Source organism: Falsihalocynthiibacter sp. S25ZX9 (genome assembly GCF_041205405.1).
Classification (GTDB): domain Bacteria; phylum Pseudomonadota; class Alphaproteobacteria; order Rhodobacterales; family Rhodobacteraceae; genus Falsihalocynthiibacter; species Falsihalocynthiibacter arcticus.
The window spans coordinates 1-24,854 of the sequence record NZ_JBGFCD010000002.1 but is presented as its reverse complement, the minus strand read 5'-3'; the positions used below and the strand labels follow the sequence as shown (position 1 = coordinate 24,854).

General features: G+C 54.8%; 21 protein-coding genes and 1 pseudogene. 17 read left to right on the top strand and 5 right to left on the bottom strand.

Translation table 11 applies throughout. From position 1 onward, the window contains the following. Nucleotides 1-53: 53 nt before the first annotated feature. On the bottom strand, nucleotides 54-1,004 hold the full coding sequence (locus AB9F29_RS02185) for a dihydrodipicolinate synthase family protein (RefSeq protein WP_369754435.1): 951 nt from the start codon (nucleotides 1,002-1,004) through the stop codon (nucleotides 54-56). A 201-nt stretch (nucleotides 1,005-1,205) separates the two neighbouring features. On the opposite strand from AB9F29_RS02185, the gene AB9F29_RS02180 reads away from it, so the two are divergent. Further along, nucleotides 1,206-1,910, top strand: a complete 705-nt coding sequence (locus tag AB9F29_RS02180; RefSeq protein ID WP_335584517.1) for a GntR family transcriptional regulator — start codon at nucleotides 1,206-1,208, stop codon at nucleotides 1,908-1,910. Between the two features lie 16 nt (nucleotides 1,911-1,926). On the opposite strand, the gene AB9F29_RS02175 is transcribed toward AB9F29_RS02180, so the two are convergent. Beyond that, nucleotides 1,927-4,965 carry an aminotransferase class III-fold pyridoxal phosphate-dependent enzyme gene (locus AB9F29_RS02175; protein ID WP_369754434.1) on the bottom strand — a complete coding sequence of 1,013 codons (3,039 nt, stop codon included), beginning with the start codon at nucleotides 4,963-4,965 and terminating at the stop codon, nucleotides 1,927-1,929. Between the two features lie 336 nt (nucleotides 4,966-5,301). Here AB9F29_RS02175 and AB9F29_RS02170 point away from each other — a divergent pair, with 336 nt between their 5' ends. The 9 genes from AB9F29_RS02170 to cueR all read left to right on the top strand — a co-directional run bounded on the left by AB9F29_RS02170 (nucleotide 5,302) and on the right by cueR (nucleotide 15,745). Next, entirely contained in the window at nucleotides 5,302-5,943 is a 642-nt protein-coding gene (locus tag AB9F29_RS02170) for an XRE family transcriptional regulator (RefSeq protein ID WP_335584519.1), read from the top strand. Between the two features lie 72 nt (nucleotides 5,944-6,015). After that, nucleotides 6,016-7,605 carry an ABC transporter substrate-binding protein gene (locus AB9F29_RS02165; RefSeq protein WP_369754433.1) on the top strand — a complete coding sequence of 530 codons (1,590 nt, stop codon included), beginning with the start codon at nucleotides 6,016-6,018 and terminating at the stop codon, nucleotides 7,603-7,605. Between the two features lie 88 nt (nucleotides 7,606-7,693). Continuing rightward, on the top strand, nucleotides 7,694-8,803 hold the full coding sequence (locus AB9F29_RS02160) for a M24 family metallopeptidase (protein WP_369754432.1): 1,110 nt from the start codon (nucleotides 7,694-7,696) through the stop codon (nucleotides 8,801-8,803). Continuing rightward, a complete protein-coding gene (locus tag AB9F29_RS02155) occupies nucleotides 8,797-9,804 on the top strand; it encodes an ABC transporter permease subunit (RefSeq protein WP_039000892.1) in 1,008 nt (335 codons plus the stop codon). Before AB9F29_RS02160 ends, AB9F29_RS02155 begins: the two co-directional genes overlap by 7 nt. Next, nucleotides 9,804-10,709 carry an ABC transporter permease subunit gene (locus tag AB9F29_RS02150; protein ID WP_039000890.1) on the top strand — a complete coding sequence of 302 codons (906 nt, stop codon included), beginning with the start codon at nucleotides 9,804-9,806 and terminating at the stop codon, nucleotides 10,707-10,709. Before AB9F29_RS02155 ends, AB9F29_RS02150 begins: the two co-directional genes overlap by 1 nt. A gap of 3 nt (nucleotides 10,710-10,712) precedes the next feature. Next, nucleotides 10,713-11,690 carry an ABC transporter ATP-binding protein gene (locus tag AB9F29_RS02145; protein ID WP_039000889.1) on the top strand — a complete coding sequence of 326 codons (978 nt, stop codon included), beginning with the start codon at nucleotides 10,713-10,715 and terminating at the stop codon, nucleotides 11,688-11,690. Next, nucleotides 11,687-12,643, top strand: coding sequence for an ABC transporter ATP-binding protein (locus AB9F29_RS02140; protein ID WP_369754431.1), 957 nt, complete (start codon nucleotides 11,687-11,689; stop codon nucleotides 12,641-12,643). The genes AB9F29_RS02145 and AB9F29_RS02140 overlap by 4 nt, the downstream gene beginning before the upstream one ends. A 179-nt stretch (nucleotides 12,644-12,822) precedes the next feature. Further along, the gene (locus AB9F29_RS02135; RefSeq protein ID WP_369754430.1) at nucleotides 12,823-15,330 is read left to right on the top strand and encodes a heavy metal translocating P-type ATPase; all 2,508 of its coding nucleotides are present in this window, start codon (nucleotides 12,823-12,825) and stop codon (nucleotides 15,328-15,330) included. A 19-nt stretch (nucleotides 15,331-15,349) separates the two neighbouring features. After that, the gene (gene cueR, locus AB9F29_RS02130) at nucleotides 15,350-15,745 is read left to right on the top strand and encodes a Cu(I)-responsive transcriptional regulator (RefSeq protein ID WP_335584548.1); all 396 of its coding nucleotides are present in this window, start codon (nucleotides 15,350-15,352) and stop codon (nucleotides 15,743-15,745) included. Between the two features lie 46 nt (nucleotides 15,746-15,791). On the opposite strand, the gene AB9F29_RS02125 is transcribed toward cueR, so the two are convergent. Further along, the gene (locus AB9F29_RS02125) at nucleotides 15,792-16,514 is read right to left on the bottom strand and encodes a GntR family transcriptional regulator (protein ID WP_369754429.1); all 723 of its coding nucleotides are present in this window, start codon (nucleotides 16,512-16,514) and stop codon (nucleotides 15,792-15,794) included. A 196-nt stretch (nucleotides 16,515-16,710) separates the two neighbouring features. Here AB9F29_RS02125 and uxaC point away from each other — a divergent pair, with 196 nt between their 5' ends. The 6 genes from uxaC to kduI are packed head-to-tail and all read left to right on the top strand — an operon-like array spanning nucleotide 16,711 to nucleotide 22,142. Continuing rightward, a complete protein-coding gene (gene uxaC / locus AB9F29_RS02120) occupies nucleotides 16,711-18,117 on the top strand; it encodes a glucuronate isomerase (RefSeq protein WP_369754428.1) in 1,407 nt (468 codons plus the stop codon). A gap of 24 nt (nucleotides 18,118-18,141) precedes the next feature. After that, complete coding sequence (locus AB9F29_RS02115; protein ID WP_335584528.1) at nucleotides 18,142-19,122, top strand: TRAP transporter substrate-binding protein; 981 nt, start codon at nucleotides 18,142-18,144, stop codon at nucleotides 19,120-19,122. Nucleotides 19,123-19,181: 59 nt separating this feature from the next. Continuing rightward, a complete protein-coding gene (locus tag AB9F29_RS02110) occupies nucleotides 19,182-19,703 on the top strand; it encodes a TRAP transporter small permease (protein WP_335584529.1) in 522 nt (173 codons plus the stop codon). Between the two features lie 2 nt (nucleotides 19,704-19,705). Beyond that, nucleotides 19,706-20,986 (top strand): TRAP transporter large permease, encoded by a 1,281-nt coding sequence (locus tag AB9F29_RS02105; RefSeq protein ID WP_335584530.1) that lies wholly within the window; start codon nucleotides 19,706-19,708, stop codon nucleotides 20,984-20,986. Nucleotides 20,987-20,995: 9 nt separating this feature from the next. Next, on the top strand, nucleotides 20,996-21,301 hold the full coding sequence (locus AB9F29_RS02100) for a cupin domain-containing protein (RefSeq protein ID WP_369754427.1): 306 nt from the start codon (nucleotides 20,996-20,998) through the stop codon (nucleotides 21,299-21,301). Nucleotides 21,302-21,317: 16 nt separating this feature from the next. After that, nucleotides 21,318-22,142 carry a 5-dehydro-4-deoxy-D-glucuronate isomerase gene (gene kduI, locus AB9F29_RS02095; protein WP_369754426.1) on the top strand — a complete coding sequence of 275 codons (825 nt, stop codon included), beginning with the start codon at nucleotides 21,318-21,320 and terminating at the stop codon, nucleotides 22,140-22,142. Nucleotides 22,143-22,212: 70 nt separating this feature from the next. Here the strand turns inward: kduI and AB9F29_RS02090 are convergent, their stop codons facing one another. After that, on the bottom strand, nucleotides 22,213-23,169 hold the full coding sequence (locus AB9F29_RS02090) for an AEC family transporter (protein WP_369754425.1): 957 nt from the start codon (nucleotides 23,167-23,169) through the stop codon (nucleotides 22,213-22,215). Between the two features lie 2 nt (nucleotides 23,170-23,171). Further along, a complete protein-coding gene (locus tag AB9F29_RS02085; RefSeq protein ID WP_369754424.1) occupies nucleotides 23,172-23,855 on the bottom strand; it encodes a TetR/AcrR family transcriptional regulator in 684 nt (227 codons plus the stop codon). 505 nt (nucleotides 23,856-24,360) lie between these two features. On the opposite strand from AB9F29_RS02085, the pseudogene AB9F29_RS02080 reads away from it, so the two are divergent. After that, nucleotides 24,361-24,465 (top strand): annotated as a pseudogene (locus AB9F29_RS02080) (IS110 family transposase); the annotation flags it as partial. Nucleotides 24,466-24,854: the final 389 nt, after the last annotated feature.

Sequence of the window (24,854 nt, the reverse complement as noted above, 5' to 3'; positions counted from 1 at the left end):
AAAAGGCCCGCGAGGCTCTGCGGGCCTTTTTGATTTGAATGGGGCGCTGTAGCTTAAAGAACAGCGCCTGCAAGTTTGGACCAATCGGCATACCACGCGCGGAACAGCTTGAGTTGGGCTTCGACAAAACCGCGTTGGCTGTCCGAAAGCGCGTCGCTCTCATTGAAATGCAGCGTGTATTCCGCGTCTCCGTTCAAAACCATCATATGTTTGAAGAACAACACCAAGTCGGCACCTTCGTCAAATTTTGACAAGACGTTGAGCGCGGTTTCCAACTCTGTGGCGCGTTGGCGCGACAGGGCATTGCCCTTGGCTGCATCTTGGCTAAGGGCGACCAAATTCAAGACTTCGGCGGGGAGGACGTTGCCGATGCCAGTAATCGCGCCAGTCGCGCCGCAATTCACGAAACCATGCACAACTGCGGTGTCGACACCGATCATCAGGCTCACGTCGTCGTTGCCGCTGGTGATATATTCCGCCGCATAGGACAGATCATCATGGCCGCCGAACTCTTTGAAACCAATCAGGTTTTTGTGATCCTTGCGCAGTTCAAAGAACAGGTCCGCGCGGGTGGCAAAGCCATAGTGGGGGCTGTTGTAGATCACGGCGGGGAGGTCGGGGGCCGCGGCCAAGATGTCTTTGAAATGTGCTTTTTGTGCCGTCATAGAACCGCCACGCGACAGCACGCGGGGGATAACCATCAGGCCTTGGGCGCCGACTTTTTGCGCGTGGGCCGCATGGGCAACCGCCAGTTTCGTGTTCACAGCGCCCGTGCCGACGATCAAGGGAACACCCGCTTTAACGAGGCGCTCAACGCCTTCCATCCGCTGTGCATCCGTCAAAAGCGGCCAGTCACCCATCGAGCCACAATACACCACCGCCGACATGCCCGCCGCGAACAGTTCTTGTCCCTTTCGGACCAAAGCGTCGAAATCCGGGGTGCGGTCGGGGGTGCAGGGCGTCATCAGGGCCGGAATGGTTCCGGAAAAAATGGGGCTGGTCATTGTGATCTCCTAAAGTGTCGTGCGCGTGCGGGATTAGATTTAAAGGCGCAGCGCATAGAGTTTGATTCTATATCTTGAGCGCGATAATACGTGTTGGATTTTATTTGTCGACAAGTTTTGTTCTAGAGTCGAACAATCGTCATTACTCTTGCTCCAACGAGCGGGTTCCAATATCCTTCTTGTGTACAAAAAGGATTCATCATGACAAAGTCAGACGCCATCAAGAAACCCGACCGAAAACGCGGGTCTGGAGTGAAGCATGTGTACGATGTTTTGCGCGATGAAATCATCGATTTGGTCTTGGAACCGGGCAGTCCAATTGACGAAATCCAACTGGCGGAACGCTTTGCGATGTCGCGCACGCCGATCCGAGAAGCACTGGTCCGCTTGTCCGTGGAGGGGTTGGTGACCACGTTGCCAAATCGCTCGACCGTGGTGTCCAATATAAATTTCCTCAAGCTGCACACGTTTTTTGATGCGCTTACGTTGATGTACCGCATGACCACGCGGTTGGCTGCAGAGTACCACACGCCAGAGGATTTAGAGATTATCCGCGCGCATCAGGCCGAGTTTGAGCGCGCCGTTAAGGACCAAGACGCTTTGGCGATGATAGCAACAAATCGCGAGTTCCATGCGGCCATCGCGGTGGCGGGGCAGAACGTGTATTACGAAGGGCTTTTCCTGCGGCTATTGGATGAGGGGCGGCGGATATTGCGGCTGTATTACTCGTCTTATCAGGATCAACTTCCGCCACAATTTGTCAGCGAGCACGAGGGCATGATCGACGCGATTGCGGCAGGCGACGTTGAGCGGGCCGACGAAGTCGCACATGCGCATGCGGACCAAATCGTCGCTCAAATTCAAAGGCTTATCTCAAACGATCGCCGTGTAAAAATCACCCTTTAGGATGAGGGAGGCGCGCTCAATGCTCCTCCCTCATCTGGTCTACTTCTTCTAGTGTTTTCCCAAGCACCGTAAGGAGCATCTCCACGTCCTCGGCGTCTATCGTTAGGGGGGGGCGTATCTTGAGAATATTGTCAAATGGCCCCTCGCAACCGATTAGAATACGGTGCGCGCGCAGGTGGTTTTTGACATATTCGGCAATCTGAGTAGCGGGAGCGCGACTCTCGGGATCCCACACCAAATCAACGCCGATAAACAGACCATAGCCGCGCACATCGCCAATCACGTCGTGGCGTTTTTGTAGCGTTGCCAACCCGTCAAACAGCCGCGCGCCCATCACGCGCGCATTCTCCATCAGGCCCTCATCGTCAACGATATCAAGGACTTCTTTGCCCATGCGACAGGACAGCGTTGAGCCGCCGAAGGTCGAGAAATACTCCGGCCCCTTGGCAAAAGCCTCGGCAATTTGGCGGGTGGTGACGACCACGCCGAGGGGGTGGCCATTGCCAATCGGCTTGCCCAAGACCACAATGTCGGGCACCGCGTTTTGTTGTTCAAAACCAAAGTAATAGTCGCCCAAGCGCCCTAGGCCTGTCTGTACTTCGTCGGCGATACACACACCACCAGCCGCGCGAACCCGTTGATAGACCGCCGATAAATAGCCTTTGGGCGGGATGATTTGGCCGCCAACGCTGGGGAAGGTTTCGGCAATGAAGCCCGCCAGTTTCCCGCCGCGTTTTTCGATGGCTGCAAGGGCGTCGCCCACAAGGGCGGCAAATTTCTCGGCTCGATCTGGATCGTCGCGGCGATAGCTTCCGCGATAGTCGTCGGCGACCTCGACCAATTGCACCCAATCGGGCTGGCCCACGCCGCCCTTGGCGTTAAATTTATAGGCCGAGATGTCGATCGCACCGGTGGTATTGCCGTGGTAGCCGTGATCGGGCGTTATCATGTCTTTGCCACCCGTTTTGGCGCGGGCAAGGCGCAGGGCGAGTTCGTTGGCTTCGGACCCAGAGTTGACAAAGAAACAAACCGACAGGCTTTTTGGCATCTTCGAGACGATCTTTTGCGCAAAATCGGTCTGGGCGGGATGCAAGTAGCGCGTGTTTGAATTCATCCGTTTGAGTTGGTCCGCCGCGACGGCCTGAATGCGGGGATGGGCGTGGCCCACATGCGGCACGTTGTTATACGCGTCCAAATAGGGGCGGCCCCATTCGTCAAACAGGTGATGCTTCCAGCCGCGCACCAGCATCACCGGATCAGCATAGCTTAGACGCAGGTTGCGACCAAAGAGGCGGTCGCGCTCAGCTTTTACCGCATCTTTGTCGGTGGGGGTGAAGGCCACTTTGGCGTCAGGTAAATTCATCAAAGCGGCTGGATTGGGACAGATTGCCCCCCACAGATACATCTCGTCCGGGTCCGCAACGCCTGGCCAATCTTCGCCCATGCCATCCGTCGAAAGGGCCAGTTGGAAATGCACATGCGGTGCCCAGCCGCCAGATTGCGTCACATCGCCAAGACGGGCAAAAGCCTCGCCCTTCGCAAGGGTTTGGCCGACCTGCAAAGTCTCAAGAACTTCGGGATTAAGGTGGCCATAAAGCGTGAAGAACGCGTCGCCATTTGGGGTCTCGTGGCGCAGAATAACGACGCCGCCATAGTCTAGATGAGCGGTGCGATTTTCGACCACATGCACTGTGGCTTTCATCGGTGCATGCAGGGTGGTTTGGGCAGGAGCAAAGGCATCAATCGCCAAATGCACCGAACGCCGATTTGAGGCTTTCCATGGTCCACGGCGAAACGCGGGGGCGGTATAAATCAGGCGCGGTTCGTTATAATAGCCAAGCCAAATGCGACCGTTATCCTCATATTCCTGCCCAACCAAGGCGGCTTCAGCCAACGGAAGGTCAAACGGATTTTGCGGCCATGTGGAGTGTTCGACCGAAAGCGTACCCATCGGGGCCCGCGCCAAATCTTCGCCCATAATGGGGGCAAAATTCCCGCGCTCTTGATCAAGCCATGCCTGAACGCGCGGCGCAGCATCCGTGATCGGCAAACCGCAGGCCGCGCGCAGACGTTTGCTGATCAATTCTTCGTTCACCGCGCCTGCTTCCAGAAAATCCCACGCGGGTTTTTGGGAAATGACAACATAGGGATCATGCGGGTTTTCGAGCGCCATTTGGGTTGAGTTCACCACGCTTACGGCAAGACGCATGCGCAACAGGGGCCAGATCAGATCGACCTCTGCAGGGGTGAGCGGGTAGGCGGCGTGATAGCCCGCAACTAGTGCGGCCAAGGCCTGTTCGGGGTCCGCTTGGCCCAACACCATATAGGCGCCCGCAATCGCGAGGTCGCAAATGCGCGGGCTGGCGCAGATGTCGCCAAGGTCAATCAATCCCGTCACATGGGGGGGCTTCGTTAGGGTGCCGCCGACGATGACGTTATAGTCGTTCACGTCGTTGTGGATGGCGACGTGGGGCAGGGATTTTAGCGCCGGTTTGATGGTGGAAAATGCGGCCAGAATGTCACTGATGAGTGCGCGGCGTTTGGGCGCGGTGATCCCCTCAAGATGGTCCGAGATCCAATCGCCTTGGGTCAAATTCCATTTGAAATCACGCGCAAGTGCTGGGTGTTTGAAATCGGCCAGCGCGCGGTCCATTGCCCCAATTGCATGGCCCAAATCGCGCAATAATGCGACGGACTGCGGGCGGAAATTGGCATAGGTCCGCCCCTCGGCTTTGCGCAACACCCAAACAAGACGCTTGGCGCCTGCCTCGTCTGGAACCGAGGCGAAAAACTCCCCCGATTGGGTTGTTATCACATCGGGAACGGGGACGTCTGGTGCATTATGCGCGATGTGATTGAACGCGCGGCATTGGAGATCGATGAAGTCGACGGGGCAGCCAATGCGCATGACTTTGAGCACGTAATCTTGTGCTCCGGTCGCCAGAAAGTTGAGGTCCAACTCGCCGTCAAGCGGGGTTACGGTGGCGTGTATGCCCCAAATATCTCGCAATACGCTTTGCCAATGATGTGTCATATTGTGCCCGTTCGCTCTCAAGGTGTTATTTTTTGCGACGAATCGAAAAGCCGCGCGGCTCCGATTGAATCCCTCTCAATTAGGGGGAAACTTGTTGGAAAATCAAAGAACAAATCTTGAACGACCACGGTGCGCAGTGGATGTTTGCGCCTCTTGGGTGGAATTTTGTGCCATTTCATGGGGGATAAAAATGCCGATCTGCACTCGTCTAGGGTTATTATACGAGACGTTTTCGATCTGAGTTTTCGCGCTAAAGGTTCGGCTTTTGAGGCTATAGTAAAAAAATTATTGTTGACAAAAATCTTTATGCTAATAGCCTCGCCGGACTAACAAAATTCCTTGGGGGGAGGTCGGTTTGTGAAGGCTGAAAGGCGCAAGGACGCAAATGAACTCGGAGCGCGTATGCGTCGCCAGCGGCAACGTCTTTCGATGACGTTGCAGCAACTCGGGGCCGCGTCCGGTGTTTCCGTTGGATATATCAGCCAGTTGGAACGCGGAAACGCGACACCAACCCTTGGTACGCTTTCCCAGATTGCCGCAGCCCTCAACGTTGACCTCGACTATTTCATCCGCAAGCCGCAAGTCGCAGATAGCTTGACGCGCGCAGGCAGTCGTCCACGCTTTGCCACGGCCGGGTCCTCTATTGAATACGAACAGATTGGAGCGGATTTTCCAGGCCACGAGTTGACATCCTTTGTGATGAATGTTCCCGCAGGATATGAATCCGAACTTGTGAAACACCTCGGCGAAGAGATCATTTATATTCTGGAGGGCGAGATTTCGCAGATGGTCGGTGGGCGCGAGTACATCATGTCGACCGGTGATAGTTTGCATTATCTTGGGGAGAAACCGCACAGTTGGTCCAACCGCACCCAAGAGCCCGCACGGATTCTTTGGGTGGGACGAATGCACTATAAAAAGTCCGACCAAATTCCACAAATGGTCCCTGATATCACAGAGGACCTTACCAATTCTGACCCCGAAAAAACGATAGCATAGGGGCTGAAATGCGGCTGGAAAACCATGCCGCCAAAAACACTAAAAACGACAACCAAAGGGAGATACAACCAAATGACTCTTAAGTATAAAATCGCCACTGGGCTGCTTATGGCCACGATGGGCACCGCGGCTTCTGCGCAGTCGCTTGTCTATTGCTCAGAGGGTTCCCCCGAGGGGTTTGACCCAGCGCTTTTCACAGCGGGCACAACGTTTGATGCGTCCAGCCACCCCCTCTATAACCGCCTGACAGAGTTCAAAGTCGGTACCACCGAAACAATCCCTGGACTTGCCGAAAGCTGGGACGTTTCTGAAGATGGGAAAACGGTCACTTTCAACTTGCGTAAAGGTGTGAAGTTTCACAGCAACGACCAGTTCACCCCCACACGCGATTTCAACGCCGACGACGTGATCTTTACGTTCGATCGTCAGGGCAACGAAGAAAACCCATACAATACTGTTTCCGGCGGGACATGGGAATACTACGGCGGCATGTCGATGCCAGACTTGATTGAAAGCATCGAAAAAGTTGATGATTACACAGTTGTATTCAACCTCACGCGTCCAGAAGCGCCGATCATTGCCAATATGGCGATGGATTTTGCGTCGATCGTTTCCAAAGAATATGCGGATGCGATGTTGGAAGCTGGCACGCCAGAAATGTTGAACCAAGCGCCAATAGGTACGGGTCCGTTCTCGTTCCAAGCCTACCAAAAAGATGCGGTTATCCGCTATCTGCGCAACGACGATTATTGGGGTGACAATGCCAAAGTTGAATCGCTGATCTTTGCGATCACACCTGATGCTTCTGTGCGTTACCAAAAAGTTCAGGCGGGCGAATGCCATGTTATGGCCTATCCAAATCCCGCTGATGTTCAGGCGATGAAAGACGACAGCGGTGTTGTCGTTATGGAGCAAGAAGGTCTTAACGTGGGCTATCTCGCGTATAACACTATGGTTGCGCCCTTTGATAATGCCAATGTTCGCAAGGCGTTGAACATGGCGGTCGACAAACAGGCAATCATTGATGTTGTGTTCCAAGGGTCTGGCCAAATTGCCAAAAACCCGATCCCGCCAACAATGTGGTCCTATAACGACGCAATTGAAGACGATAATTATGATCCTGAAGCGGCCAAAGCGATGTTGGAAGCCGAAGGTGTTACTGATCTGAAAATGAAGATCTGGGCGATGCCTGTTCAGCGTCCCTACAACCCCAATGCACGCCGCATGGCGGAACTTATGCAGGAAGACTACTCCAAGATCGGCGTCGATGTTGAGATTGTGTCTTACGAATGGGGTGAATACCTTGAACGCTCAAAAGCCGAAGACCGTGATGGTGCCGTGCTCTTGGGTTGGACGGGCGACAACGGTGATCCCGATAACTTCCTTGCTGTTTTGCTCGGATGTGACGGTGTTGGCCAATCAAACCGTGCACAATGGTGTAACGAAGAGTTTGATGCGTTGATTCAGCAAGCGAAAGTTTTGCCAACACAGGCCGAACGTGCCAAGCTTTATGAAGAAGCACAGGTCATTTTCAAGGATCAAGCACCTTGGTCAACAATCGCGCACTCGGTCGTCTTTATGACTATGCGTCCAGAAGTTGAAGGCTATGTTGTTCACCCACTTGGTGGCCATATCTTCAACCAAGTTGGCTTGTCGAACTAAGCTCTCTAAGCCCTTGGGGTGGCACATAAATGTGCCGCCCCTGCCACTCACACACCGTCCCTCTCATTTACCGTCGGAGCATCCCTTTTTGTCACACCCTCTGAACGATCGCCTATCCGCCTATGCCACTGTCGCCGCCGAGCTTGGTGTTGATGCCATCGCGCTGGTTCCTGGCCCAAATTTCACCCGTGTGGTTGAGCACAGTTTTATGAGCCACGAGCGGCCATTTGTACTTGTTGTTCCCGCAAACGGACCCGCCGCCGCGCTTGTGCCAAATCTTGAACTGGGCAGTTGGGAGCTTGTTGGTTTTGATGGCGCGGTCTTTGATTGGCGCGATCAAACGGGATATGACGAAGCTTTTGCCGGCCTGATGGCCCATCTCAACATTTCGTCGCTCGCGGTAGAAGGGCAGGTCATGCGCGTCTTTGTGCATCACGCGTTGAAAAAGGCGCAGCCCGATCTGAAAATCCTCGATGGGGAGCGCGAAATCTCCGCGCTACGGATGCTCAAAACACCAGCCGATATCGCCACCCTTCAGGAAGCCATCGACATTTCGGAACGCGCCTTGCATCGCACGCTTGCATCCGTAAAGCTTGGCCAGACCGAAAAACAAATCGAACAAACCCTCGTTCAAAACCTGTTTGCCGAAGGGGCTGATGATCTCTCGTTTGCCCCGATTGTTGCCGCTGGCGATGGCTCTGCGCGCCCGCACGCCAAGGCGCGCCATGATTATCACGTCAAAGCGGGCGACGCGTTATTGCTCGATTTTGGCGCTCGAAAAAACGGCTTTGCCGCCGATATTACCCGCACCGTTTTCCTTGATCACGTGACCGAGGAGGGGCGTGCCGTTTATGACACCGTGTTGCGCGCCAACCTTGCTGGCCTCGCAATCTCACGCGCAGGCGTCACCGCGCATGAGATTGATGATGTGGTCACCAGCGTGCTCGAAGCCTCGCCCTATGGCGATCGCATCCGCACAAAAACCGGCCACGGGCTTGGTCGCGAAGTGCACGAAGCCCCTTATATTATGCGCGGCAATCACGTGGCACTGCCCGCAGGGACCGTCTATACCAACGAACCCGGTCTGTATGAGATCGACAATTTCGGTGTGCGCATCGAAGATGACATTCTGATCACAGAAGACGGATACCAACTCCTCACCCATTTCCCCAAAGAACTCATGGTGTTGTCATGTTGAACTACGTTCTAAGCAGACTACTGACATTCATACCAACGTTCATCGGCGTTACGCTGATTTCCTTCGGCTTTATCCGTGCCTTACCGGGCGATCCTATTGTGGTTATGGCGGGCGAACGCGGCATATCCGACGAGCGTTATGCGGAACTTTCTGCGCAATTTGGCTATGATCGGCCCATCTATGAGCAGTTTTGGGACTACCTCGTTGGGGTGCTTCACGGCGATCTAGGCACTTCGTTTGTGACCAAAAAGCCGGTGTGGGACGAGTTCTTCTCGCTCTTCCCCGCCACCCTCGAACTCTCGCTTTGTGCGATGATATTTGCCATGGCTTTGGGATTGCCCGCAGGCGTGATTGCCGCCGTAAATCGTGGCAAATTCTTTGACCGTGCGCTGATGTCCACCGCTTTGGTCGGGTATTCCATGCCGATTTTCTGGTGGGCGCTTTTGTTGATCATCGTCTTCTCGGGTATGCTGCAATGGACCCCCGTTTCGGGCCGTATCGACCTGATCTATTACTTTCCCAACCCGACGGGCTTCATGTTTATCGACAGCCTTGCCTCGGGCCAGAAGGGCGCATTCATCTCCGCCGTCCGACATTTGATCTTGCCGACAATCGTGTTGGGAACCATCCCGCTGGCCGTCATCGCGCGCCAAACGCGCTCGGCGATGCTCGAAGTCTTGGGTGAAGATTATATCCGCACCGCCCGCGCCAAAGGCATGTCCCCTGGACGGATCAACGGCATTCACGCGTTGCGTAATGCGTTGATCCCTGTCGTCACTGTCATCGGCCTGTCCGTCGGTACTCTTCTTGCGGGCGCGATCCTTACGGAAACGATTTTTAGCTGGCCGGGAATTGGCAAATGGATGGTCGACAGCATTTTCCGCCGCGACTACCCCGTTGTTCAGGGCGGCCTGTTGTTGATCGCCGTTATGGTCATGATCGTGAACCTCACCGTTGACATGCTCTATGGCATCATCAACCCCAAGATCAGGAAACGCTGATGGACGACGCCCTCTCTGTTGAGCCAGAAACTGCCGTGGAACGCCCCGGTCAGTTACGCGAATTCTGGTTCTATTTCCGCGAAAATCGAGGCGCCGTGATTGGCCTCTATATCTTTGCGGTCTTCGCGTTTCTCGCCTTGTTTGGCCCATGGGTCGCGCCCCATGACGCCACCGAGCAGTTCCGTGCCGCGACCTTACAGCCACCCGTCTGGCAAGACGGCGGCACATGGGAATTCATTCTTGGCACCGATCCTTTGGGCCGCGACATGCTCTCGCGTCTCATTGTTGGTGCTCGCTATTCGTTCTTTGTTGGCGTCGTCGTGGTGAGTATTGCCGCGTCGGGTGGCATCCTGATGGGCCTTATTGCGGGGTTTGCCCCCAAATGGCTCGACAGCATCATCATGCGGATTATGGACGTTATCCTTGCGTTTCCATCGTTACTTTTGGCGCTGGTCCTTGTTGCTATTCTCGGCCCATCCTTGACCAACGCGATGATCGCCATCGCTATTGTTCTGCAGCCACATTACGTGCGCCTGACCCGCGCAAGTGTGCTGTCAGAGCGTCAAAAAGACTATGTAACCTCGGCGCGCGTCGTCGGGGCTGGGTATTTCCGGCTGATGTTTGTCACAGTCCTGCCCAATTGCCTCGCGCCGATTATCGTCCAAGCGGCGCTGTCCTTTTCGACTGCTATTCTTGACGCGGCGGCGCTTGGGTTCCTTGGGATGGGCGCACAGCCGCCAACCCCAGAATGGGGCACCATGTTGGCCGAAGCGCGGGAGTTTATTCTGCGGGCATGGTGGGTTGTGACCTTCCCGGGTCTTGCGATCCTTGTCACGGTTTTGGCCATCAATCTGATGGGCGACGGTCTACGTGATGCGCTCGATCCTAAACTGAAGCGGAGCTAGACCATGGCCCTTTTGCACATCCGAAATCTGAGCGTGTCTTTCGCCACAACTTCAGGTCAATTCAAAGCCGTTGAAGCCGTGGATCAAGACGTCGCTACCGGTGAAATCCTCGCCATCGTGGGCGAAAGTGGCTCGGGAAAATCAGTGTCGATGTTGGCCGTGATGGGCCTGTTGCCTTGGACGGCCACGGTGACCGCAGACGAGATATCCTTCGACGGCCATGACCTGCTGACAATGGATCAACGGGCGCGGCGCAAGATCGTCGGCAACGACCTCGCGATGATCTTTCAGGAGCCGATGTCCTCGCTCAACCCGTGTTTTACAGTGGGCTGGCAGATCAAAGAAAGTTTGCGCGTCCACCTCAAGCTTGATCGAAAAGCCCGTCATGCGCGGGCTGTGGAGTTGTTCGAGCAGGTGGGTATTCCTGATCCCGAGCGTCGCCTTTCTGCCTACCCACATCAACTGTCGGGCGGCATGAATCAGCGGGTGATGATCGCGATGGCCATTGCTTGCAAACCCAAGCTTCTGATTGCGGATGAGCCAACAACTGCGCTCGATGTGACCATTCAAGCGCAAATTCTCGACCTGCTTGCCTCCTTGCGCGACGAGACGGGAATGGGCCTTGTACTGATCACCCACGACATGGGCGTGGTTGCGGAAACGGCGGAGCGAGTGAGCGTGCAATATGCGGGCCAAAAGATCGAAGAACAGCCTGTGCAACCGCTGTTTGATACGCCACATCACCCTTATACGGCGGCTTTGCTCGATGCCTTGCCGGAACGCGCCACTGAAAAACGTCTGCCCACAATTCCGGGCGTTGTTCCGGGGCAATTTGATCGCCCCTCTGGCTGTCTTTTCTCACCACGCTGTAAGTTCGCGAACGCGAAATGTAAGGCCGAGGCACCGAAGCCCCTTGGCCTTGATCTGGGCTACGCGCGGTGTTTCTACCCTCTCAACTCTGAAGAAAGGGCTGTATCATGACGACCCCTGTATTGATCGCCAGCGCCCTTGAACGCCACTATGAAGTCAGCAGCGGCATGTTTCGCAAACCCAGCATTCTAAAGGCCGTTGGGGGTGTCGATTTTGAACTTTACGCGGGGAAAACACTGGCCATTGTCGGCGAAAGTGGTTGCGGGAAATCCACCCTCGCGCGCCTCGTTACGATGATCGAAGAACCCACCGCAGGAAATCTGACCCTTGATGGCAACCCGATGCTACCTGAGGATTGGGCGGACCTGCGAAAATCGGTGCAAATTGTGTTTCAGGATCCTTACGGTTCGCTGAATCCACGCCAGCGCATTGGCGCAATTCTCGAAGAACCATTGAAGATCAACAATAAAACCATGTCCCCTGCAGAGCGCGAAGCCAAGGGGCGTGAAATGTTGAGGTTGGTCGGCCTAAGACCCGAACATTACGACCGCTATCCGCATATGTTCTCGGGTGGCCAACGCCAGCGCATCGCGATCGCGCGCGCGCTTATGCTTGATCCAAAAGTGCTGGTGCTTGATGAACCCGTGTCCGCCCTTGATCTCTCGATCCAGAGCTCGATTTTGAACCTGTTGATGGACCTACAGGAACGCCTGCAGCTGGCCTATATGTTCATCAGTCACGACTTGGGCGTGGTGCGTCATGTTGCCGACGAAGTTATCGTGATGTACCTTGGTCGCGCGGTGGAAAAGGGCAGCAAAGAAACACTGTTCTCAAACCCTCAACATCCCTACACTGTTGCCCTGATGTCGGCCGCCCCTCAGGCCAATCCGTCCAAGGCAAAGAAGCGGATCAAACTCATGGGGGAGTTGCCGTCGCCGCTCAATGTACCAGACGGTTGCCCCTTTGCGCCGCGGTGTTGGAAGGTGCAGGATCGGTGCCGTTCCGAGCGGCCGGAGCTTGGCGGTGATGCGCATTCCTCGGCGTGTTTCTTTCCGGAACCCTAAGGCGGGCCTCGACAACAACCTGTTTTTATCCCGTGCCCTAATCCTCCGAATTGCGAGGGCCTTAAGACGAGGCCGCGCGTTGCCAAAATCAAAGTTGCTAAAAGCACAAGTTGGCTGTTGACCTTACCCTTACTGGAACCCTCATTACTACGCCAAAGAAGCGAATCAAGGAGACTGAAATGGCGGACGAAAATATTGTGACCTTATCCATCGAGGGGATGAGCTGTGCGTCGTGTGTCGGTCGGGTTGAAAAATCCCTGAAGGCGGTTTCTGGTGTGTCATCGGCCGCTGTTAATCTTGCAAATGAGACGGCGCAGGTGCAGTTTTCGTCTCCCGCTGACCTTTCGGTTTTGACGCAAGCCTTGGAGGGCGCGGGCTATCCTGCAGTGACGGCAGAAGTAACTTTGGAGGTCGAAAGCATGACCTGCGCCTCTTGCGTGGGCCGTGTCGAACGGGGGTTAAAAGCAGCGACAGGTGTTTTGGATGCCTCGGTGAATTTAGCCATGGAAACGGCAACGCTGCGATATATCGTTGGGGCAACAACGCCCGCCGATTTGGCGCGCGTGGCAACCGGTTTGGGGTATCCGGCCAAAGTTAAAGCGGGGGTGGATACGGAGAAAGCAGATCGTAAAGCCGCCGAAATTTCGCGTCTTGGGCGGTTGACGTTGATTGCCGCGCTGCTTGCTTTACCGGTTTTCATCCTCGAAATGGGCAGCCATGTCATTCCGGGAATGCATATGTGGGTCGAGCGCACAATCGGCCTGCAAACCAGCCGCATTGTGCAATTTCTCCTAACGACTGCTGTTCTGCTTGGGCCGGGATTACAGTTCTATACCAAAGGCTTCCCGCTGCTTCTTAAGGGGAAGCCGGACATGAATTCTCTGGTGGCCTTGGGCACCTCGGCGGCCTACGGGTTTTCACTGGTTTCGACATTTGCCCCAAAATTACTGCCGCAAGGGACTGCGAATGTATACTTCGAAGCGGCCGCTGTTATCGTTGTTTTGATCCTGCTCGGACGCTGGCTTGAGGCCCGCGCCAAGGGGCGCACAGGCGAAGCAATCCGCAAGCTTGTCGGGTTGCAAGCCAAAGAAGCGCGGGTGGAACGCAATGGCGAGGTCGTTGAGTTGCCCATTGACGAGATCGCCGTAGGCGACGTCATCCATCTGCGACCCGGTGAAAAGATCGCGGTCGACGGCGAGGTTTTGAGCGGCACGTCCTATGTGGATGAAAGCATGATCACTGGCGAACCCGTGCCCGTGGAAAAATCCGAAGGCGCAATGGTCGTCGGAGCGACGGTCAATGGGGCAGGGGCTTTGACCTTTCGCGCGACGAAAGTTGGCGCCGATACCATGCTTGCGCAGATCATCGCGATGGTCGAACGAGCGCAGGGAGCCAAACTGCCGATCCAAGGCGCGGTCGATAAAATTACCGCATGGTTCGTGCCTGCTGTGATCGCGGCGGCGGCCGTCACGATCGCGGTCTGGTTGATCTTTGGTCCGTCGCCTGCGTTGAGTTACGCAATTGTCGCGGGGGTCGCGGTTTTGATCATCGCCTGTCCCTGTGCGATGGGATTGGCGACGCCAACGTCCATTATGGTGGGCACGGGGCGCGCCGCTGAAATGGGCGTGTTGTTTCGCAAAGGCGATGCGTTGCAATCCTTGCAAGAGGTCAAAGTTGTGGCGCTTGATAAGACGGGAACATTGACGGCGGGACGCCCTGAATTGACCGATTTGGTGATTGCAGCCTCGTTTGTAGAGTCCGAAGTTTTGCGCCTTGTGGCCGCTGTGGAAACCCAGTCTGAACATCCTATCGCCGCGGCCATCGTGCGGGCTGCGACCACGCGCAAGTTGGACATTCCTACCGTAGACACGTTTGCCTCGATTACCGGTTTTGGGGTCAGTGCGAGCGTGGAAGGCCACAACATTCTGGTCGGGGCGGATCGCCTCATGCGGCGTGACGGGATCGACATGGGCGATTTCGCCGATACCGGCGCGGCGCTTGGAAAAAAAGGGCGCACGCCGCTTTATGCCGCTATTGACGGACGGATTGCCGCCGTCATCGGTGTGTCAGATCCGATCAAGCCCACCACTCCCGCCGCCATTGCCGCGCTGCACGACTTGGGCCTGACTGTGGCGATGATTACGGGCGACAACCAAGGCACGGCCGACGTGATTGCCCGCGAGTTGGGAATTGATATCGTCGTGGCCGAAGTCTTGCCCGAGGGCAAAGTCGATGCGCTTAAAGCCTTGCAAAAACAGGGGAAACTGGCCTTTGTGGGCGACGGAATTAACGACGCACCCGCCTTGGCCCAAGCGGATGTGGGGATCGCGATTGGCACAGGCACGGATGTGGCCATTGAAACGGCGGATGTGGTTTTGATGTCTGGAGAGCTAACGGGTGTGGTCAACGCGTTTGATATTTCGGGGCGGGTGATGCGCAATATTCGCCAGAACCTGTTTTGGGCGTTCGGCTATAATACTTTGCTCATCCCTGTGGCCGCAGGGGCCTTGTACCCAGCGTTTGGTGTGATGCTTTCGCCTGTATTGGCGGCGGGTGCTATGGCGTTCTCAAGCGTTTTTGTGCTAAGCAATGCGTTGCGGTTGCGGTGGGTGAAGCCTGCGGTGGCAACAACCACACCCCCGCAAGAATCCGCGCTTGCCCCCCGCAAAACTACTCAAGCGGCGTGATCTGGAGGATCTTATGAACCTGAATATCGGCGATGTTACTAAACACACAGGCCTGCCTGCGAAAACCATCCGTTACTATGAGGATATCGGTCTTGTGCGGCCTTTGCGCGACACCAATAATTATCGGGTTTTTCGCGAGACAGACCTGCATAAACTGACCTTTTTGGGGCGCGCGCGGGCGTTGGGATTTACCATCGGCGAGTGTCGCACGCTCTTGGCGCTTTATGAGGACTCGGGCCGCGCGAGTGCCGATGTAAAGGCGATTGCGCAACAGCATTTGCAGGAGATTGAGGCTAAGATTACCGACCTTCAGGCGATGCATGCCACCTTGACGCATTTGTCAAAGGAATGCGCGGGGGACCACCGCCCTGATTGCCCGATTTTGGAAGGGTTGAGTGGTCCGGCGTTGAATTAAACGCCATCTGGAAATTCGTGCGTTTTGGGCTGTGCATGTTCGTTTTTTACGCAAGATCCGTGAACCATTTGTGGTTTACGGATTTGATATCTTCGATATGGATTAAAATGCGAGACAGGTGTTTCGTGATGGCCTCGGCGGCTGCATCCGCATCACTTTCGGAAATGGCTTTAAATATTTCGACATGTTCTTTTAGGACAAATTCTTGCGACGAGGAGTCGAGAGTGAGCATGCGAACGCGATCCATATGCGCTTTATTCTCAAGGATGAGGTCCCAAACATATCCAACACCGGCAAGATTGCATATTTCGCGGTGAAATTGGTCATCCAGCAAGTGAAATAGCTCGCGATCCTGCGCATCATAGGCGGCCCGTTGTTTTTTTATCAGGTTTGACAGGACGTTTATCCCCACGTCGGTGCATTTCTCGCACGCGGTTCTACAGGTGTGTATTTCCAATGCCGTGCGAATAAACCTTGCGCGCAAAACGGCTTTTTCTGAAATTAAACTGACTTTCGTGCTGCTCTGCGGGCGGATAGAGAGGAAGCCGAGCTTTGCCAAACGTTTGAACGCTTCGCGCACGGGTTGACGTGACACGCCCATTTTCTGTGCGACGTCCGTTTCGGAAATCTTCGTGCATGGGGCGAGTTTAAGCGTCAAAATTTGATGCTGTAATGCGTCGAAAACTTGGTCGGCGACCGTAGGAACGCTCGTCGGGCGAATTTGCGTCAGGGGAAGGCCATCGTCAATCTGCCGCTCTGAGTCATCCATGTCCTTAGCCTTCCGGTGGGTATGTACTTGGTTTCATCTTACAGGATCAGGCTTCGGGTGCAACTTGGATATTAGTTGACTAACTGATTCTGCCAAACTAGGTTATTAGTTGACTACTCGATTCTCATCGATGCAGTCTTGAGGGCGGTAAGTTCGTGTGACGCGATTTTGCAAAAGAATATTGGGGAGAGTTTTCATGGGTTTATTGGACAGTAATCGTTTGTTCCCGCTTGAGCCTTCCGTGCGAAAAATTGCACGAGATCTTTATGATACCGTCCGTGATTTGCCAATCATTAGTCCGCATGGTCACACCGACCCCCGCTGGTACGCCGAAAACGTAGCCTTCGCCGATCCCGCCCAATTGTTTGTGACGCGCGATCATTACGTGTTTCGGATGCTGCATTCTCAGGGCATTGCCCTTGAGGATTTAGGCGTCCCAACCGAGGATGGTGGCGCTATCGAGCAGGATTCCCGCAAGATCTGGCGCCGGTTTGCCGAAAACTATCATCTGTTTCGCGGCACGCCGTCGCGCCTCTGGGTCGACCACGCATTTCAAGAGGTTTTCGGTGTTACTCAGCGCCTGTCGGCGTCTACGGCGGATGGTATTTACGATCACATCGCTGAATGCCTCACGCAGGATGCGTTTCGGCCACGGGCTTTGTTTGAGCGCTTCAATATCGAGGCGATTTCGACCACAGAAAGCGCGATTGACGATCTGCGCTGGCACAAGATGATCAAGGACAGCGGCTGGCAGGGCAAGGTCGTGACGTCCTATCGTCCCGACGCGGTGATTGATCCAGACTTCGAAGGCTTTGCGCAGAATGTCCAAATCATGGGCGAGATGGCGGGCGAGGACACGACAACATGGACGGGCTACCTTGCGGCGCATCGCAATCGTCGCGACTATTTTAAAAGTTTCGGGGCCACGTCGACCGATCATGGTCATCCGTCCGCGCGCACAGAAGATTTCCCACCGGATCAAGCTGCCGCCCTTTTTGACAAGGCGCTCAGAGGCGTTTGTACCCCAGAAGAAGCCGATGCGTTTCGCGGGCATATGTTGACCGAGATGGCGCGGATGAGCCTTGACGACGGGCTGGTTATGCAAATTCATCCAGGCTCCCTGCGCAACCATTCCAGCCAAGTCATGGCACAGTTTGGACGCGACAAGGGCTTTGATATTCCAAAACGCACCGATTATGTCACCGCGCTGCAACCGCTTCTAAACGCCGTTGGTGGCAACCCAGATTTGACGGTGATCGTGTTTACCTTGGACGAGACCTCGTTCTCGCGCGAACTTGCACCCCTTGCTGGCGTCTATCCCGCGTTGAAACTTGGGCCGCCGTGGTGGTTCCTTGATAGCTACGAAGGCATGATGCGTTTCCGCCAAACGGCGACGGAAACGGCTGGTTTTTACAACACAGTCGGGTTCAACGACGACACCCGCGCCTTTTGTTCTATCCCCGCACGCCACGATGTGGCGCGGCGAGTGGATTGCGCGTTTCTCGCCACGTTGGTCGCTAGTGGGCGGCTCGACGCGGACGAGGCACCAGAGGTTGCTTACGACCTCACATATCGGCTTGTAAAACAAGCTTATCGGCTCTGAGAGCCATTTCCAGGGAGGAAAACAATGACTTACACAAAAACACTCGGGGCAGTGCTCTTGGCAAGTGTCGCGATGGCTTCGGCTGCGACGGCTTGTGAAATCACATTCCGTTCATCAGACACGCATCCTGACGGCTATCCTACAGTTGCCGCCGTAAATGCGATGGGCACCATGCTCGAAGAACGCTCTGATGGGCGGCTTTGCATTGAAGTGTTCCACTCGGCGCAATTGGGCGAAGAAAAGGACACGATTGAGCAGACACAGTTCGGCGTGATCGACATGAACCGCGTTTCGCTTGGGCCGTTCAACAACATCATTGAAGAAACGCAAGTGCCTTCACTGCCTTACATTTTCCGCTCGGTCGCGCATATGAACAAAGTGATGGATGGTCCAGTTGGACAGCAAATCCTCGACGCATTCTCTGCGCATGATCTTGTCGGACTCGCGTTTTACGATGGCGGTTCGCGCAGCTTTTACAACTCCGAAAAACCCATCAACTCGATGGAAGATCTGGCGGGTATGAAATTCCGCGTCATGCAATCGGACATGTTCGTAGACATGGTTTCCGCCTTGGGTGCAAACGCGACACCCATGCCATACGGCGAAGTTTACTCTTCAATCCAAACGGGTGTGATCGACGGCGCCGAGAACAACTGGCCATCCTACGACAGCTCGGGTCACTTTGAAGTTGCGAAATATTACACCCTTGACCAGCACCTGATCGTGCCTGAAGTTTTGGTCATGGCGAAGTCGTCATTCGACATACTTACCAGCGAAGATCAAGCACTTGTCCGTCAAGCGGCCCGTGATTCCGTCCCCGTCATGCGCGAACTTTGGATCGCCCGCGAGAAGGAATCCGAGGCGCGTGTGCGTGAAGCTGGTGTTGAGATCATCACCGACATTGACAAGACACCCTTCATCGCTGCGATGGGCCCAGTCTATGAAAAATACGTAACGTCTCCGACTCTTCAAAAGATGGTTGCTGATATTCAAGCCACTGAATAACGCTCCAGCGACCCGCGTTTTTTGCGCGGGTCGCATCCAAAACCATCGGGAATAAACGCGTGCAAAATTTAATGAAAACCGTTGCCATAACCACGGGCATCATCGCCCGTTTGGCGCTTTGGGTGGCTGGAATCGGTCTGGTGTTGATGACGGCATTGATCGCCGCTCAGGTCTTCTGGCGCTATATCTTAAACGATAGCATTATCTGGACCGAACCTGCGTCGGTGATGATAATGGGGTGGTTTATCTTTCTTGGTGCGGCCGTGGGCATTCGCGAGGGCTATCATTTGTCCTTTGATGTGATGCTTTACATGGTGTCGGAAAAGACCAAACTTTTCCTCTATTCCCTCTCGGATATTGTGGTTTCTGGCTTTGGCATCGGCATGATCTGGTTCGGCTGGCAATTGGCAGAAAAGACGGCTGGCAATAAGCTGCCCAGCCTTGGAATTTCGGGGGCCTTTGATTTTGCACCCATCGTTGCGGGGGGGGCTCTTGTTACCCTGTTCTCGTTTGAACGTGTTGCGCGCCGCGCAGCCGGATTACCGACCGCCCGTTTTGGCGACGACGCCGTGGAGCAATAATAATGGAACTTTACGTCCTTTTTGGAACTTTCGTCTTTTTGCTTTTGATTGGCACGCCCGTGGCCTTTTGTCTGGGGGTTTCCAGTTTTGCCACCGTCGCCTATCTGGGCTTGCCGCCAGTGGTGGTTTTTCAACGCCTGAATTCGGGTGTGTCTGTTTTTGCTTTGATGGCCATTCCCTTCTTTATTTTCGCGGGAGATCTGATGGTGCGGGGCGATATCGCGCGGCGGCTTGTTGCCTTGGCGGGCGCTTTTGTCGGCCATTTTCGTGGCGGGCTGGGGCAGGTCAATGTGCTGTCCTCGGTGATGTTTGGCGGTGTGTCCGGCTCGGCGGCGGCGGATGCTTCCGCGGTGGGCGGCCTGATGGTGCCCCAGATGAAAGAACGCGGATATGACGTTGATTATGCAGTGAATATCACGGTTGTAAGCTCGATCATCGCGCTGCTTTTGCCACCGTCACACAATATGATTATCTACTCCATCGCCGCCGGTGGAAAGATATCCATTGCGGATTTGTTTACCGCTGGGATCATTCCGGGCTTTTTACTGGCGTCTGTGCTGATGATCGCCGCGTGGTGGGTCGCCGTGCGCAAGGGGTATCCCGTGCAACCGTTCGAGGGTTTCCGCATGATCGGGACATTGTTTGTCTCGGCGGCTCCGGGGCTTATCCTTGTGGCGATCATTTTCGGCGGGGTACGGTCGGGTATCTTCACAGCCTCTGAATCCTCAAATGTCGCCGTGGTTTATGCGCTGCTTGTGACTTTCTTTGTCTATCGCAGCCTAAGTTGGCATGACTTTGTCGAGGCAACATTCGCCGCCGTGCGCACCACCGCAATGGTGCTGATGGTGATCGGATGCGCGGCCTCTTTTGGCTGGCTATTGGCCTATACCAAGGTGCCCGCGTCTATGGTGGCGCTGTTGCAGGATTTCTCGGACAATCCGATTGTCATTCTGTTGATGTTGAACCTCATCCTACTGCTTCTCGGCACGTTTATGGACATGTCGCCGCTGATCGTGATCACCACGCCGATTTTCCTGCCTGTGGCCACGGCCTTTGGCGTTGATCCTGTACATTTTGGCGTCATCCTGATTTTGAACCTCGGTATCGGGCTGTGTACGCCCCCCGTCGGAGCGGTTTTGTTCGTTGGTTGCGCGGTGGGGAGAATTCCGATCTGGGATGCCGTGCGCACGATTTGGCCCTTCTATGGCGCCGCTTTTGGCACTCTGATGCTTGTCACTTACATTCCGGCGTTGTCGCTTTGGCTGCCGTCCCTCTTTCACTAAAGGATACTTATGACATACCCTGTTGTTCCCACGGACCTCGGCGTTACCCGCCAAGTTCTGGCGGAAAATCCAGATATTATGGTGGTCGCCTTCCGCTTTAAACATGGAGCCGAAGGTAAATTGCACAATCACCCGCATGTTCAATCGACCTATGTGGAAGCGGGGCGTTTTGCTTTTACAATTGACGGCGTGGAACATGATCTGGGGCCGGGCGACAGCCTTGTGATCCCGTCAAACGCCCAACATGGCTGCCTGTGCCAAGAAGCAGGTACCCTCATCGATACCTTTACGCCGCGCCGCGACGATTTTCTCTAAAACGAAAGATTTCCACATGCTCAAGACACAAACCCGCTACGCCATTGATCCTGCAACGGCCAAAACCTTGGACACAGACCAATTGCGCGAACATTTCCACGTTGGTGACCTGTTTGCCGATGGCGAAATCAACCTTGTTTACAGCCACTATGACCGTCTGATCCTCGGCTCGGCCGTTCCAAACGGGGGCACCCTCACACTGGATCATGTCGCAGAAACCGGCACAGCGTCGTTTCTAGATCGGCGCGAATTGGGGGTTCTAAATATTGGCGAAACGGGCGAAATAACCGTGGATGGCGAAACCTATGTGATTGAGAATGGCGAAGTTCTCTATGTTGGTATGGGGGCAGGGGTCGTTGAATTTGGCGGTAATGGTCGGTTCTACGTTCTCTCGGCGCCTGCGCATAAAACCTACCCGACCAAGCTGATCAAACTCGCGGATGCACGTCGGGTTGAGTTGGGCGCACGGGAAACCGCCAATGAGCGTGTTATCATTCAGCTTTTGCATCCTGAAGTCTGTCAGAGCTGCCAGTTGTTGATGGGCTATACGCAGTTCGCCGAAGGGTCGGTATGGAACACGATGCCGTCGCACACACATGACCGCCGGATGGAAGCCTATCTCTATTTCGAACTTCCTAAGGAAAGCCGGGTGTTCCACATGATGGGCGAACCGTCCCAGACACGCCACATCATTATGGCCAACGAAGAAGCCGTAATCAGCCCCCCGTGGTCGATCCATTCGGGCGCAGGTACCGCGTCTTATACATTCTGTTGGGCGATGGCGGGCGACAATGTTGACTTCACCGATATGGACATGGTTGCCATGGCGGATCTGCGGTGAGGTAGTATCTCGCTCTTTAAGCCAAATGAGTTGTTGGAGGGGAGCGGGCGTAAGGTTGCCCGCTCCTTGACTATTGAGATAACGGCACAGCCCCTGTGACGCCCATCCACCAAATCAACCCATTTGTTGTGAAAAACGACAACATAACGGTAACAATGAACGCCGTTGCGCAAACCTGCTCCGCTCCATATTTGGCCCCGAGTATCGGATAGATCGACAGCATCGGCACCGCTGCGAACAAGACGGCAGTCAATACGAATTCCTGCGCAAGCCCCGGCCACAACGACAGAACCGCAAATACCAGCGCCGGATGAAGCACGAGTTTGCCAACGCTGATCGCCGTCGTGCGCCGCCAAAAGGGGCTGGGGTTGAATCGAGCGACGATCCCGCCAACGACGAACAGGGCGATGACAGGCGCAACGGACGCAAGCATCTGAATTGTTTTGATTAAGGGCTCTGGGAGGGGCAGGCCGATGCCACGAACCGTCAATGCTGCGATGATCGAAAGAACGAGTGGATTACGGATAAAGCTTCGAAAGGCGCGGTTGGCGGCAGCGGAGAGCGTTGTGCTCCCCTCCAACGCGACATCGGCCGAAATCATCGCCAGAGGAATAATAACTGCGTTTTCAACGATCATAATCCAGGCCAGCACGGGCAAAGCCGTCTGCGGAAAAACCATACTGGCGATAGCAAAGCCGATGAACCCGCTGTTGGAATTAGCTATTCCCAGACCGTGCACCCACGCTTCGGGCGCTCCCTGTTGAAAGATCCGGCGCATAAGTCCATAGCCAATAAACAGCGCAGCCAAAGATGCGAAGAGGTATCCAAGGATAACGCCCCAATTCAGGGCCTCAGCAGAGCCCGATGCGGTCAAGGCGCTAAAAATCAGGGCCGGTAGACAGACTCTGACAGTGAACTGACTCAGCGCATTGATCGTATCAGGGGGCGAATACCCAACACGAACGGTCACATAGCCCAGTAAAATGATTAAATAGATTGGGAGAGTAACCGCGAGGATCGCCAACATCGTTAACTGCCCATATTCTGCTGGTAGCCAATCACAACAGCACCCAGGACCATGTCCACAACACGACCTCGAACGCCTCTCTGGCCCTCTTCGGTGAACAGTTGGTTGCCGAATGACGCAGCGAACGTCGCTTTGTTGGAAACGTTGTAGAAACTCGCGGAGTTGGTCATCCAGTGCAGTTCTAGCGGATCGACGTCATCGCGCAGCACACCGGCAGCTTTGCCACGCTCGCAAACGTCGGCCAGCTTGTCGATGATGGCCCTGTTCAGGGTCGGAATGATTTTGGATTTCTGAACGTGTTGCGCGTTGTGAATATTCTCGATCATTACCAGCCGGATAAATTGCGGATTGCTCACATGTGTATCGAATGTCGCTTCGGTCAATCTGCGCAGAGCCAAGACTGGCTCCAGATCGGCAACATTTAGCGCCTGTTCAGTTTCGCGCAACGAAGAATAAACGTGTTCGAGGACGCTCTTGTAGAGCCCCTCCTTATCATCAAAGTAATAGTAGATCATGCGCTTGGAGGCCTCGGTACGGCGCGCAATCTCGTCAATGCGGGCACCAGTAAGTCCGTGCGCTGCAAATTCTTCTGTTGCGACCCTAAGAATGTCGGCCTTTACCGCATCGGGGTTTTGTTTCCAGTTGCTTTTGCGCTTGTTTGGAGCTGGATCTTTTAAATGGTCCATTTAATCCTCATTTCGGCTTACCTGTTTGCCAAGGCTAGCACGTATTTAACCAAACAGTACATTGCTGTCGCGTTGCGGCCGAACAGAGGAGAGCTTCGGCAGGTCTTAAACACCTCGGGAGGACGGAAATGTCGCGTAAACGTCTTGGCGCAGCCGTTGCGCTTGGATGGCCTGCAACCGCTGCATACAGAAGAATTTTTTGGGCGGCTCTTTCGTCACGCAAATTATGCGCAGCGGCATTCCGGGTGACGCCGTCACTTCATCATGATCAGTGCACGGGTCTCGGTCAACGTCTTCATGCTGATTTTCGGTCTCACCGGTATTTGCGTCTTCACAAAAATCGCAGAAATGCCCCGCGGGCTTTTAGTCCTGCTGGTCATGCTGTTCGCCATCGTTTTGGATACTGGGCCTTGGCGTTCTTGGTTATTTCATGAAGCATTTCAGCTACCCACTGCGTCCCGTAATCCTTGGTGTCATCCTCTCGCGACTGTTGGATGACATCCGCATTGGTGATGGTCATCAGTTTCGCAACGGCAGAGAGTTTGCAGCATGGCTGGGCGTTGGCATGACCTCGCTTGTCCGGCAGCCCAAGACACCCCGCCGAATGTCCTAGGCGCAATTGCCCGCTAACTGTAAGGGACTTGGCTTGCGGAACTCATCATCGTTTGGCAGGCGATGCTTGCATCGCTGAGAGAAGAGCGGGAACACATGATTGCTTCTGGAAAATGCACAAATCAGACTAAAAATATCGCGGTGCGCCGCCCTTCGCTGACCACCATCAACTCTCAGGTGTTGCTCCCTTGAGGCGCTTTTGAGTATTGACTATTGGCCACTTCTGCCGACTTGATGAGGCATTATGGACCTGTCACGGTTTGATGCCGCTCCTTTGATAGCATTTACTGCAACAAAGGAGACTGAGCATGGGACTGAAACGAACAGACGAATTTAGGGAAGATGCGGTGCGGATCGCACTGACCAGTGGGCTTACCCGCAAGCAAG

What these genes read in the sequence shown, in the direction of transcription:
- AB9F29_RS02185 (WP_369754435.1), bottom strand. Translation starts at nt 1,004, where the DNA reads ATGACCAGCCCCATTTTTTCCGGAACCATTCCGGCCCTGATGACGCCC.
- AB9F29_RS02180 (WP_335584517.1), top strand. Translation starts at nt 1,206, where the DNA reads ATGACAAAGTCAGACGCCATCAAGAAACCCGACCGAAAACGCGGGTCT.
- AB9F29_RS02165 (WP_369754433.1), top strand. Translation starts at nt 6,016, where the DNA reads ATGACTCTTAAGTATAAAATCGCCACTGGGCTGCTTATGGCCACGATG.
- AB9F29_RS02155 (WP_039000892.1), top strand. Translation starts at nt 8,797, where the DNA reads ATGTTGAACTACGTTCTAAGCAGACTACTGACATTCATACCAACGTTC.
- AB9F29_RS02150 (WP_039000890.1), top strand. Translation starts at nt 9,804, where the DNA reads ATGGACGACGCCCTCTCTGTTGAGCCAGAAACTGCCGTGGAACGCCCC.
- AB9F29_RS02145 (WP_039000889.1), top strand. Translation starts at nt 10,713, where the DNA reads ATGGCCCTTTTGCACATCCGAAATCTGAGCGTGTCTTTCGCCACAACT.
- AB9F29_RS02140 (WP_369754431.1), top strand. Translation starts at nt 11,687, where the DNA reads ATGACGACCCCTGTATTGATCGCCAGCGCCCTTGAACGCCACTATGAA.
- AB9F29_RS02135 (WP_369754430.1), top strand. Translation starts at nt 12,823, where the DNA reads ATGGCGGACGAAAATATTGTGACCTTATCCATCGAGGGGATGAGCTGT.
- AB9F29_RS02125 (WP_369754429.1), bottom strand. Translation starts at nt 16,514, where the DNA reads ATGGATGACTCAGAGCGGCAGATTGACGATGGCCTTCCCCTGACGCAA.
- uxaC (WP_369754428.1), top strand. Translation starts at nt 16,711, where the DNA reads ATGGGTTTATTGGACAGTAATCGTTTGTTCCCGCTTGAGCCTTCCGTG.
- AB9F29_RS02115 (WP_335584528.1), top strand. Translation starts at nt 18,142, where the DNA reads ATGACTTACACAAAAACACTCGGGGCAGTGCTCTTGGCAAGTGTCGCG.
- AB9F29_RS02105 (WP_335584530.1), top strand. Translation starts at nt 19,706, where the DNA reads ATGGAACTTTACGTCCTTTTTGGAACTTTCGTCTTTTTGCTTTTGATT.
- AB9F29_RS02100 (WP_369754427.1), top strand. Translation starts at nt 20,996, where the DNA reads ATGACATACCCTGTTGTTCCCACGGACCTCGGCGTTACCCGCCAAGTT.
- kduI (WP_369754426.1), top strand. Translation starts at nt 21,318, where the DNA reads ATGCTCAAGACACAAACCCGCTACGCCATTGATCCTGCAACGGCCAAA.
- AB9F29_RS02090 (WP_369754425.1), bottom strand. Translation starts at nt 23,169, where the DNA reads ATGTTGGCGATCCTCGCGGTTACTCTCCCAATCTATTTAATCATTTTA.
- AB9F29_RS02085 (WP_369754424.1), bottom strand. Translation starts at nt 23,855, where the DNA reads ATGGACCATTTAAAAGATCCAGCTCCAAACAAGCGCAAAAGCAACTGG.